Raw genomic sequence first — 12,148 nt, forward strand, 5'->3', positions numbered from 1 at the left:
CTCACGCCGGCTGTGCCACCGAAATCCCATGAGCATCAACAGCATCCGCTAGACGACTGTCGTAGGTGACGACAGCCCGAAGATCAGGCGCAGTGAGCGCGGCGGCGAGGTGGATAGCATCGAGCGTCCGCAGTCTTAGAGGCGGTAGAGTTGCCGCGTTTTCGAGGAGCCTGTTGCTCAGCGGTACGAGGTGAAGCGTAGCGATAACGTTGCGCGCGTTGTGAGCAGCTTCGCTGGACCCACGCAGCGCAGCGGCTCTGAGCAATTCCGTCCGAGCCAAGGCGGCGCTCATCTGGACATCGGAGCGGTATTGACGGAGATACGCTCTGAGCGCGGACGTCTCGGCTTCGACGACGGCGAGCTTTACCAGCGCAGAACTATCGAGGTACAGCTGCATCACCGTTCGTCAGCCCGCAATTCCGCCAGCGCCCCCGAGAGATCAATTCCACAGTCCAAAGGCTGCACGTCGAGCAGTTGGTCCGACGACTCCGGCGGAGTGATTTCGCCGCGAAGGATGAGGTCGCGCCATGGGTCTTCCACGGCCGGGACAATTCTGGCCACCAAACGACCTCGCTGAGTCACTTCGACAGTTTCTCCCTGCGCGACACGGGCGATGTAGCGGCTCGCGTTCTGGCGGAGTTCGCGAAGACCGATCCTGTCCATGTAGCACACCGTAGCACAATGCCGCTGCCCCGTGTTGACCAAGCCGTAGCCGCCTACGCCGCGCGCACGATCGCAAACGAGTGCCCCGCGAGACGTATCCGCGAGCCGTCGACCACCGGTTCTCCCCAGGCCAGCACCACCTCGCCGCTGACCGGCACCAGCGCCGGCTCGGCGCCGATGTTGCAGGCGATCGACAGCGCCCCGCGCCGCATCACCAGCCAGCCCTGCTCCTCGTCGTAGTCGACGCCGAGGTGCTCGAGCCACGGGTCGCGAAGGTCAGGCTCGTTGTGCCGCAATGCAATCAGCTGCCGGTAGACGTGCCACAGCTGGGCGTGCTCACCGACGGTCACCTCGTCCCAGTCCAGCTTGGACCGCAGAAACGTCTGCGGGTCCTGTGGATCGGGGATCTCGTCGGCATCCCAGCCGTGGTGAGCGAACTCCGCCTTGCGCCCCTCAGCGGTGGCCCTGGCCAGCTCCGGCTCCGGATGCGAAGTGAAGAACTGGAACGGATGCGACGAGCCCCACTCCTCGCCCATGAAAAGCATTGCCGTGTAGGGGGATCCGAGCGCCAGCGCGGCCTTGACCGCCAGCTGCCCGAAGTCGAGGTTCTGCGACGGCCGGTCACCGACGGCGCGATTGCCGACCTGATCGTGGGTGCAGGTGTAGGCCAGAAGCCGGGTCGCGGGGATGGTCTTCTTGTCCAGGGGTCTGCCGTGCCGGCGACCGCGGAACGACGAATAGGTGGCGGCGTGAAAGTAGCCGTTTCGCAGCGTGGTGGCCAGCACTTCCAGCGTGCCGAAATCGCCGTAGTAACCCTGCCGTTCACCGGACACCGCGGCATGGATGGCGTGGTGGATGTCGTCGTCCCATTGCGCGGTCATGCCGTAGCCTCCCGCCTCGCGCGGGGTGATCAGCCGCGGGTCGTTGAGGTCGCTTTCGGCGATCAACGACAGCGGGCGGCCGAGTTCGGCTGAGAGGGCGTCGGTTTCGGCGGACAACTCCTCGAGGATGTGGATGGCCGTCGTATCCACCAAGGCGTGCACCGCGTCCAGACGCAGGCCGTCGGCGTGGAAGTCGCGCATCCAGCGCAGCGCGCAGTCGATGATGTAGCGGCGCACTTCGTCGGCGCCCGCGTCGGACAGGTTGAGACCTTCGCCCCACGGGTTGCTGCCCGAGGACAGGTACGGACCGAACCGGGGCAGGTAATTTCCCGACGGCCCAAGGTGATTGAACACCGCGTCGATCAGCACACCCAAGCCGTGCCGGTGGCAGGCGTCGACGAACCGCACCAGCGCGTCGGGTCCGCCGTACGGTTCGTGCACCGCATACCAGAGCACCCCGTCGTAACCCCACCCGTGAGTGCCGGCGAACGCGTTGACAGGCATCAGCTCGACGAAATCCACGCCCAGGCGCACCAAGTAGTCGAGCTTGTCGATCGCCGAGTCCAGCGTGCCCTCGGGGGTGAACGTGCCGACGTGCAGCTCGTAGATCACCGCACCTTCGATGGAGCGGCCAGACCAGTTCTGGTCCGACCATGCGTCAGCCGCCGGCTTCCACAGCTGTGAGCGTTCGTGTACGCCGTCGGGCTGCCGCGGTGAGCGGGGATCCGGCAGCACCTTCGGGTCGTCGTCGAGGACGAACCCGTACCGCGCATCGGGTGCGGTGTCCACGGTCGCGCGCCACCAGCCGTCGTCTGCGCGGTGCATCGGATACAGCGTGCCTTCGACGTCGAGCTGCACCCGCTCGGGAATCGGCGCCCATACCGCAAATTCAGTCATCGGCGCGCTCCAACAACGCCACTGGCAACTCGCCGAACAACTCGACGGCCGACACGTCACCCTCGAACAGCTTGCCCGTCAAGACGTCGGTCCACCGACCGGTCGGCAGCGCGAGACTGGTGTCATCCCAACCGGTTTCGGCTAACCGTAACGTCCAGCGGCTGACCGCCACCACGACGTCGTCGCCCCGGCCGAACGCGACCAGATGCGCGCGAGACCGCCCCGTCGCAAGCATCGGCAGATAGCCGCCGGCCAGGAAGGTGTCGGGACGCCGGCGCCTCAGTCGCAACGCGGAGGCGGTCACGCGCATCTTCGGATGTTCGAGCGCCGCAAGGGCGGACCGCCGCAGCGCATAGTCGACAGGCCGGCGGTTGTCCGGGTCGACCAGGCTGTCCTCCCACAGCTCGGTGCCCTGGTAGACGTCCGGCACACCGGGCGCGGTGAGCTGCACGAGTTTCTGGCCCAGCGCGTCGTTGCGGGCATGCGGGTCGAGGCGGGCCACCAAGCCGGTGAGCTCCGCGGCGATATCCCCGGAGATCACCGTATCGAGCCATCGGTGCACAGCGGATTCGAAGTCGTCGTCCGGGTCGTTCCACGACGTGCGGGTGGCTGCCTCGCGCATCGCCTTTTCGGCGTATCCGTGCAGCCGATCGCGCAGCTCCTGCGTGACCACACCATTTGCCGGCCACACGCCGAAGATGTTCTGCCACAGAAACATTCCGGTCGTCCGGTCCGGTGCCGGCGATCGCTGCTCCCAGCCGCCGACGAACTCCGCCCACAGCGACGGGACTTGCGACAGCACGCCGATCCGGGCGCGCACGTCCTCGCCACGTTTGGTGTCGTGGGTCGACAGCGTCGTCATGGCCGATGGCCACAGCCGCGCCCGGTCGGCGGCTCGCTGGTGGAATTCGGCTGCGCTGACGCCGAAGCGGTCCGGTTCGCCGCCGACTTCGTTGAGTGACACCAGCCGGGCGTCGCGGTAGAACAGGCAGTCCTCCACCGACTTGGCCGTCGCGGCACCGCACAGCTGCTGCAGGCGCACCGCGGGCTCGTCGTGCGCGAGAGCAGCCGTCACGATCGCCAGCGCCTCGGCCAGTTGCGGTTCCGCCTCGACTGTTTCGGCCAGGGCGGCGGGCAGCACCGCCGCAAGGCACAGGTAATCGCTGCGGTACAACGGAATCCGGCTGACCAGCGCGGCCACCGCATCGGCCAACTGCGGATGACCGGTGCCGGTGACCCGGACTATCGCGCGGCACAGCCGGCGCAACTCGCTGGCCAGTGTGCGGGTCACAGTGGTGGCTTTCAGTGTGCGGGCCAGCTGCGGCATGGTCGCGTAGTCGGTGCCTGCGGTCTCGAACAGTGTGGTGAGCGCGGGCTCGCCGGTGGGGTCGACGAACAGGCCGCCGATTTCGCGCAACGCGTCATAGCCGGTGGTGCCGGCGATCGGCAAGGTCGGATCCAGCGCCTCGTCCACGGCGAGGATCTTCTCGATGACGATCCACGCGCCCGGGCCGGCAATTTCGCGCAGCCACGCGAGATATCCCGCCGGATCAGACAGCCCGTCGGGATGGTCCACGCGCAGGCCGTCGACCAGGCCGTCGGCGCACCACCGCCGGACCTCGACATGGCTGGCGTCGAACACTTCACGGTCTTCCTGTCGCAGCCCGGCCAGTGAGGTGATCGCGAAAAACCGCCGATACCCGCACAATCCGCGCCGCCATCCGATCAGCCGGTAGTGCTGGCGGTCGTGCACTTGTGGTCCGGTGCCGTCACCGGTGCCCGGTGCGATAGGGAACGCGAGGTCGCCGAGGCGCAGCAGGTCGCCGTCGACGGTCAGCTGGTCGACGTCCTCGTCGGAGCCGAGCACCGGCAGCGCCAGCTTGCCGTCGACACCGTTGTCCGGTGCCCAGTCGATGTCGAAGTACGTGGCGTACTGCGATTCCCGGCCGCGGCGCAGCACATCCCACCACCACGGATTCTGTTGCGGCGCATCGACACCGAGGTGGTTGGGCACGATGTCGACCACCAACCCCAGTCCGCGCTTGCGGGCGGCGGCGGACAGCTGCGCGAATCCGTCGGCGCCGCCCAACTCGTCGAAAACCGACGTCGGATCGGTCACGTCGTAACCGTGCGTGGAGCCTTCGACCGCGGTGAGGATCGGCGACAGGTAGACGTGGGTGACGCCGAGGTCGTCGAGGTAGTCGAGCAGGGCTTCGGCATCGGCGAAGGTGAACGCCTCGCCGCTGGCCGGCCCGCGCATCTGCAGCCGGTAGGTGGACACCACCGGGTGGGGACTCACGCTGCTCTTCTCAACACGATCACGGAACGCGCCTCCATCGTGATTTTCTCGCCGGCCCGCACTGTCAGATCGGTGTTTCCCACCGGGTCCGCGGTGTCCAGGCATCCCTGCCATAGGCTGCCGTAATTTCCTTGTGGCACAACGACATCCAAGTCGTGGTCGTGTGCGTTGAAGCACAGCAGAAACGAGTCGTCGACGACGGGATATCCCCGCGCGTCGGGCTCGGGAATGGCCGCACCATTGAGGAACACAGTGACGGCTTTGCCGAATCCACTGTCCCAGTCCTCGAGTGTCATCTCCTGGCCGGCCGGGGTGAGCCACGCGATGTCGCGGATCTGCGCGCCGGTGCGGATCGGCGTGCCCGCGAAGAAGCGGCGCCGGCGGAACACCGGGTGGTCCTTGCGAAGCTTGGTCACCTTGCGCGCGAACGCCAGCAGGTCGGCGTTCTTCTGCGTGAGCGACCAGTCGATCCAGGACAGCTCGGAATCCTGGCAGTAGACGTTGTTGTTGCCCCGCTGGGTGCGGCCCATCTCGTCGCCGTGCGCGATCATCGGCGTGCCTTGGGAAACCATCAGTGTGACAAGGAAATTGCGCATCTGCCGGCAGCGCAGCTTGATGATCGCCGGGTCGTCGGTGGGGCCTTCCACGCCGCAATTCCACGACCGGTTGTAGCTTTCGCCGTCGCGGTTGTCCTCGCCGTTGGCCTCGTTGTGCTTGTCGTTGTAGGACACCAGATCGTGCAGTGTGAAACCGTCGTGCGCGGTCACGAAGTTGATGCTGGCGCTGGGCCGGCGCCCGGTCGCTTCGTACAGGTCCGACGATCCGGTCAACCGCGATGCGAACTCGCCGAGAGTGGCCGGCTCGCCGCGCCAGTAGTCACGCACCGTGTCGCGGTACTTGCCGTTCCACTCCGTCCACAGACCCGGGAAGTTGCCGACCTGATAGCCGCCCTCGCCGACGTCCCACGGTTCGGCGATCAGCTTCACCTGGCTCACCACGGGGTCCTGCTGCACCAGGTCGAAGAACGCCGAAAGCCGGTCCACGTCGTGTAATTCCCGCGCCAGCGTCGCCGCCAGATCGAACCGGAAGCCGTCGACGTGCATCTCCAGCACCCAGTAGCGCAACGAATCCATGATGAGCTGAAGAGTGTGGGGGTGACGCGCGTTGAGGCTGTTGCCTGTGCCGGTGTAGTCCCTGTAATAGCGCAAATCCTCGTCGACGAGCCGGTAGTAGGCGGCGTTGTCGATGCCGCGGAAGTTGATGGTGGGCCCCAGCTGATTGCCCTCGGCGGTGTGGTTGTAAACCACGTCGAGAATCACCTCGACACCCGCCTCGTGAAACGTGCGCACCATGGTCTTGAACTCCGCGACGGCGGCACCGGGCTGGCGGATCGACGCGTAGGCGTTGTGCGGCGCGAAGAAGCCGAAAGTGTTGTAGCCCCAGTAGTTCCGCAGACCGAGGTCGAGCAGCCGGAAGTCGTGCATGAACTGGTGCACCGGCATCAGCTCGATCGCGGTGACGTTCAACGACAGCAGATGCTCGATCACCGCGGGATGGCACAGGCCCGCGTAGGTGCCGCGCAGCTCCTCCGGCAGGCCGGGATGGGTCTGCGTCATGCCCTTGACGTGCGCCTCGTAGATGATCGTCTCGTTGTACGGCCGCCGCGGCGCGCGGTCGGAGCCCCAGTCGAAGAAGGGGTTGACCACGACGCTTGTCATGGTGGAGCCCAGTGAGTCGAGCATCGGGCCCTTGACCGACGCGGAGTCGTCGTGTTCGGCGGCGGCAAGATCGTAGGAGAACAGCGCCGGGCCCTTTGTGAACTCGCCGTCGAAGGCCTTGCCGTAGGGGTCGAGCAGAAGCTTGCTCGAATCGCAGCGGTGCCCGGCGGCCGGCTCCCACGGCCCGTACACCCGGAATCCGTACCGCTGGCCCGGCGTGATGCCCGGCAGGTAGGCGTGCCAGACGAAACCGTCGACCTCGTCGAGCCGGATGCGGTCTTCGGTCCCGTTCCGTTCGATCAAGCAGAGCTCGACTTTCTCGGCGACTTCGGAGAACAGCGAGAAGTTGGTGCCAGCGCCGTCGTAGGTTGCGCCGAGCGGATACGGAGTGCCGGGCCACACTGTCGCCAGGATCGGCCCGGTGTTCGGATTCGAGTCACTCGCGGCCACGATTCGACCCTATCGGCCCGCGTCCGTACTCTCAGTCTTCGTGCCGTTGACTCCCGACGAGATCGGCGCGATCGACGCAGCGCACATCTGGCATCCGTACAGCCCCATCGGCGCGCAGGCGCTGGCGCCGACGGTCGCGGTGGGCGCCCGCGGCGCGTCGCTGATTGTGGTGCGCGACGGTCGCCGGGTCGAGGTGCTGGACGCGATGAGCTCGTGGTGGACGGCGATTCACGGTCACGGCCACCCGGTGCTGGACAAGGCGATCACCGACCAGCTGGCCACGATGAACCACGTGATGTTCGGCGGGCTCACCCACGAGCCGGCGGCGCGCCTGGCGCAGCTTCTGGTCGACATCACCCCGCCCGGATTGGAGACCGTGTTCTTCAGCGACTCGGGCTCGGTGTCGGTGGAGGTGGCGGTCAAGATGGCGCTGCAGTATTGGCGCAGCCTCGGGCGGCCGGCCAAGCACCGGTTGATGACGTGGCGCGGTGGCTACCACGGCGACACCTTCACCCCGATGAGCGTCTGCGACCCGGACGGCGGCATGCACGCGTTGTGGACGGACGTGCTGGCCAGGCAGGTGTTCGCGCCGCAGGTGCCCACCGACTACGACGCCTCCTACAGCGCCGCGTTCGAGGAGCAGCTGGCCGGTCACGCCGACGAGCTGGCCGCGGTGATCGTCGAGCCGGTGGTCCAAGGCGCCGGCGGGATGAGGTTCCACGACGCCCGCTATCTGGCCGACCTGCGCGACATGTGCCGGCGTTACGGTGTCCTGCTGATCTTCGACGAGATCGCGACGGGGTTCGGGCGCACCGGAGAGCTATTTGCCGCCGACCACGCCGGGGTCGCGCCGGACATCATGTGCGTGGGCAAGGCGCTGACCGGCGGTTACATCACGCTGGCCGCGACGCTGTGCACGGGCGAGGTGGCGCAGACCATCAGCAGCCACGAGCCGGGCGCGCTGATGCACGGCCCGACGTTCATGGCCAACGCGCTGGCGTGTGCGGTCTCGGTGGCGTCGGTGGAGCTGCTGCTCGGCCAAGACTGGCGGTCGCTGGTGGGGGAGATCGAAACGGGTTTGCGGTCGGGTCTGGAACCGGCGCGACGGCTCGACGGCGTCGCGGACGTGCGGGTGCTCGGCGCGATCGGGGTGATCGAGACGCGTGAGCCGGTGGACCTCGCGGTCGCCACGCCTGTCGCACTGGACCACGGCGTGTGGCTGCGGCCGTTCCGCAACCTGATCTACGCCATGCCGCCCTACATCTGCTCACCCGACGAGACCGAGCGCATCACCGCCGCGATGGTCGCCGTCGCCGCTTCGGTCAGCTGATCAGCGCCCGCGCTCGCGACACGTCGGGAAACTCGCAGTCCACCGGGAAGCGGCCGACGGCAGTCGTGAGGGCCTCCCGGGCAGGCGCACCGCGCAACTCGAAATCGTCTGTCGCAGCGCGTAATTCGAACAGCGGTGCGTCCTGGTGGTGGGCGAGTTGAATTGCCGTGGCCAGATCGGCAGCCCGCTTATCGTCGTCGGGCTGCGTGCGGGCGCGTACCCGAAGAAGCTCAGCGTCATAGAAATGCATCCCGGTGTCCTCGGCGATCTGAAGCCCGGTGCTAATCCGGTCTCGCGCCTCATCGGTGCGGCCCGCCGCGATCAACAGCTCGGCGAGTAGGCAGTCGTAGTGGGTCTGATAAGCGACCAGACCGAGCGCGCGCCAGAGCTCCACCCATTGCGTCATCGCCTCGATCGCAGCGGAAAGGGCAGCCGAATCCGGCTCGTCTGAGGACAGCAACCGGTAGGCCTGCACCAGAGATTGCTCCGTCATGCCGAACATCTGCCAGAAGTCGAAGCCGTGCCGCTCCGACCTTTCGAGCATCTCGTCGACGAGCTTCTCGGCGCGGTCGAATTGGCCGGCCTCCGCCCGCATCCAGATCTCCATGTCGACGGCGTAGACGTAGTTGTACGGACCCGTCGGGAACGCCAGCCGCTCCGATCGGCGCTTGGCTTTCTCCATCTCGGCCTCTGCTGCGGCGATGTCGCCGTGCAGGACCCGGTCGATGGCCAAATGCTCGTGGCTTATTGCCACGGAGTCGTGCGGGATGAACCACAGCGCCTCGAGGTGGGGCGCCTCTGCTTCGGCGACACCTGCGGCCGCGGTCGTGAACCAGGACCGGGCCGTGGGGAAATCACCGCGCTGAAACGCCACCATGCCGAAGAACCCGTCGATCACTGGCCGGAACCACGGCCGGTCGGCGGCCTGGCCGGTTTGGACGAGCTCGATGAGTTCCTCGGTTTTCCGCAATTCGGCGCGCGAACAATGGAACGACGCGACGGCCAACAGCGTGGCAAGCCCTTGGTCGTCGCTCATGTCCTCCCCGACCAGTTCCCGGCAACGCTCGAAGTCGGCGACGACCGCTGGACTCATGTAGCCCTCGGCGGCTGACGTCAGGAATCCGCGATCGAGCCGCAGCCCGATTTGCCGTCGGTCTCGTTCGGGGCTCGGCGAGCACTTCTCGAGCTGCGTCAGGCCATGCGTGAGGTAGGTGCGAGCCTCCGTCAGCGCTCCCCGGCGCCGCGCGTCGGCGGAGGCTCGCTGGTAAGCCGACGCGGCGTCGTCGTAACGCTCGGCCCGTTCATAGTGGCCGGCGACAAGTCGCCAATCAGGATCGCCGCTCCCGTCGACCAGTGTGTCGGCCACCCGTGCGTGCAAGTTGCGGCGCACGCTCGGAGGAGCGAGTTCAGCGGCGACTTCGCGGAGCAACTCGTGGCGGAACCGCCAGGCGTCGGCGCCCCACGGCTCGAGCACCGCGGCTTCTTCCAGTTCGTCGAGCACGTCGTCGACCTCTTCGGAGGACAACCCCGACACGGCGATCAACAACGACCGCTCGACGTGCCGTCCGATCGCCGCGGCCGCCTCGACGACCGGTACGACGTTGCGGCTCGCCAACAGCCGGGAGAACAGCGGCTCGTACAGCGGGTCGGGCACCGTCGGTCCCTGTCCGTCGCCGGTCATGCCCAACCCGGCAGTCACCTGCTCGATGTAGAACGGCACGCCGTCACAGCGTTCACGCACCGATACGCGCTCGTCTTCCGATACGGCCGGATTGAGTAAGACGATCAACTCCTCCGACTCCTCGGGAGTCAATGCAGCCAGGTCGAAGGTCTTCACCTGCCAGTCGGGGGACAACCAATTCCCGTCCCGGCCGGTGAGCACCACCATCATCCGGGTGCCGGAGCGCCGCAGCAGCCCACCGAGGATCTCCAGCGTCGACGGGTCGAACCAGTGCACGTCTTCGCCGATCAGAAGGCCAGGGGAGCCGTCAAGGCACGCGTCCAGATAACGCTGCACCACATCGGCGATCAGCTCTTGCAGCTTTCGGCCTTCGACGGGCACCGGCTGGTAGCCGTGTTCGGGGCCGATGGCGAGTACCGGCGCCAACAACGGCAGCACGGTCGACGAATCGAGTCCCACCGCGTTGATCTCGGCGCGCAGCAGTGCAAGTCGCTGTTGCGGGGTGCTGTGCCGATTGATGCCGCATCGCCGCTCCAACAGCGAGCGGACCGGGTGCAGCCCGACCTCCGGGTGGAACGGGGACCCGACCAACTCGAGCACGATCCCGCCGTCGGCTCGGACCAACTCGGCCGCCGCCGCGGCCAACCGGCTCTTGCCGATGCCGGCCTCACCGCGAAAGACCACCCCCGGCGTTGTCATTGTGCCTGTCTGGGCGCGGGTCCAGGTCTTGTGCAGCCGCGCCATCTCTCGCTCGCGACCCACCAGCGGGGCCAGAGTGATTTGCGCTCCGTCCGTCCGCTCGCACACGACGCGGAAGTGAGTGATCAGCCCGTCGACACCTTTCACGGGCGCTGGAGTCAGGGCCTCCAGTTCGAACGTCTGCCGGATCAACGGCTCGACGGTGTCGGAGACAACGAGGGATCCGGGGGGTGCCAGGCCTGATACGCGTGCCGCCAGGTTGGCGGCCAAGCCGTAGACATCGTCCTGTGCGGTGTCGAGGTACACCGGGCCGCGGTGGATTCCGACCCGCACGTTCAGCTGGGCGCCGAAGCGGCGCTGGGCGTGAGCGCTCAGCCGCGCCACCTCACGCGTGATGTCCAGGCCGGCCTGCACTGCCCGGCGCACGTCGTTTTCGTGGGGATGCGGATGTCCGAACACCACCAGCAGACCGTCGCCCTTCGTCGAACCGACGTGGCCTTCATAGCGGTTGACCACCCGCAGCACTTCGTCGCGATAGCGGCCCACAAGCAGTCGGTAGACCTCGGGTTCGACTGTCGTCGACAGCACGGTCGAGTCGACAAGGTCAGCGAACATGATCGTCAGCCGCCGGATCTCGCCGGCGACTGCCGGCGTCGAGAACACGTCCTCGGCGTCGGCCTCGGAGCCGCCGGTGGCCAGCGTCTCGTGCTGCCTGGGGACAGTGTGGGCCACGCCGGCGACGGCCACCTCCGCCGGCACCGCGACCGGCGAGAGAATTTCGTCGATCTCTCTGGCAACCGCGAACGTCACGTCGGCGCGGGCGCGCAACTCGCACAGCAACTGCCGGATGTCGTTGCGGACCGAGTCCTCCCTCTCGGAGTCGAAAGCCGTGCGGAGCTCGTGCAGTAGGGATGCCTGTTCTGACGCTGCGATCTCCTGTTGGCCGCGGAGGACGGTGCCGGATCGGAGCAGATATTCGTAGGGCGTGGGCGGCGGCTCAGGCAGCGGATCAGGCAGGGCCCTTCGCTGGCTGGAGCATTCGTGCAGGGCCGATATCAGAGCGATTCCGCTGTCCTTCGTCGATTCTCGGTAATCGATCTGTGGCACCGACGAGATCGGCTCGGTCCTCGCGCTACTCAGGCGCCCGATTTGCACTGGAAGGACGGGAACACCAAGCGATTTGGCGTAGGCCAGTTCGGTCCGGCAGAGCTTGGACGAGAGTGAATTGTCCGACAATGCGAACAGGAACACGCTGCAGTTGCGGATTTCACTGAGAACCTTCGCCCACCAGGCGTCGCCGCCCACGCGTTGCGCGTCGAACCAGAAGTCTTGCCTCGCGCGGCTCAGGTCGGTGACCAAGGATGTCTCGACCGCAGCCTGGTCGAGACTCGAGTAGCTGATGAAGACCTTCAACGCGGCGAACTCCCGCCCGGCTTCGAGCCTGGATCTGTGCACTTGCTGTGAGACTAGCCGTGTTCGGTTCTGCGCGAGGTACCAATTTTCGAACCCGTCAATGTTTGCTGACGGGGA

Annotated in this window: 7 protein-coding genes; 1 reads left to right on the plus strand and 6 read right to left on the minus strand. The window is 66.8% G+C overall.

What is annotated here, in order from left to right:
- Window position 1: 1 nt before the first annotated feature.
- From AC5Y4C_RS17785 to glgX, 5 genes are read right to left on the minus strand one after another with little or no spacing between them, the layout of a single operon-like run.
- A complete protein-coding gene (locus AC5Y4C_RS17785; protein ID WP_499909923.1) occupies window positions 2-397 on the minus strand; it encodes a type II toxin-antitoxin system VapC family toxin in 396 nt (131 codons plus the stop codon).
- Window positions 397-663, minus strand: a complete 267-nt coding sequence (locus AC5Y4C_RS17790; protein ID WP_499909925.1) for a type II toxin-antitoxin system Phd/YefM family antitoxin — start codon at window positions 661-663, stop codon at window positions 397-399. The genes AC5Y4C_RS17785 and AC5Y4C_RS17790 overlap by 1 nt, the downstream gene beginning before the upstream one ends.
- A gap of 53 nt (window positions 664-716) precedes the next feature.
- The gene (gene treZ / locus AC5Y4C_RS17795; RefSeq protein ID WP_499964069.1) at window positions 717-2,441 is read right to left on the minus strand and encodes a malto-oligosyltrehalose trehalohydrolase; all 1,725 of its coding nucleotides are present in this window, start codon (window positions 2,439-2,441) and stop codon (window positions 717-719) included.
- The gene (treY, locus tag AC5Y4C_RS17800; protein ID WP_499964067.1) at window positions 2,434-4,740 is read right to left on the minus strand and encodes a malto-oligosyltrehalose synthase; all 2,307 of its coding nucleotides are present in this window, start codon (window positions 4,738-4,740) and stop codon (window positions 2,434-2,436) included. Before treY ends, treZ begins: the two co-directional genes overlap by 8 nt.
- The gene (glgX, locus tag AC5Y4C_RS17805) at window positions 4,737-6,908 is read right to left on the minus strand and encodes a glycogen debranching protein GlgX (protein ID WP_499948896.1); all 2,172 of its coding nucleotides are present in this window, start codon (window positions 6,906-6,908) and stop codon (window positions 4,737-4,739) included. The genes treY and glgX overlap by 4 nt, the downstream gene beginning before the upstream one ends.
- Before the next feature lie 40 nt (window positions 6,909-6,948).
- On the opposite strand from glgX, the gene AC5Y4C_RS17810 reads away from it, so the two are divergent.
- Complete coding sequence (locus AC5Y4C_RS17810; RefSeq protein WP_499964065.1) at window positions 6,949-8,238, plus strand: adenosylmethionine--8-amino-7-oxononanoate transaminase; 1,290 nt, start codon at window positions 6,949-6,951, stop codon at window positions 8,236-8,238.
- Here AC5Y4C_RS17810 and AC5Y4C_RS17815 read toward each other — a convergent pair.
- The gene (locus AC5Y4C_RS17815) at window positions 8,231-12,073 is read right to left on the minus strand and encodes an adenylate/guanylate cyclase domain-containing protein (RefSeq protein ID WP_499964063.1); all 3,843 of its coding nucleotides are present in this window, start codon (window positions 12,071-12,073) and stop codon (window positions 8,231-8,233) included. The genes AC5Y4C_RS17810 and AC5Y4C_RS17815 overlap by 8 nt on opposite strands.
- Between the last annotated feature and the right edge of the window lie 75 nt (window positions 12,074-12,148).

The sequence above is a fragment of the Mycobacterium sp. NGS35 genome (assembly GCF_059812855.1).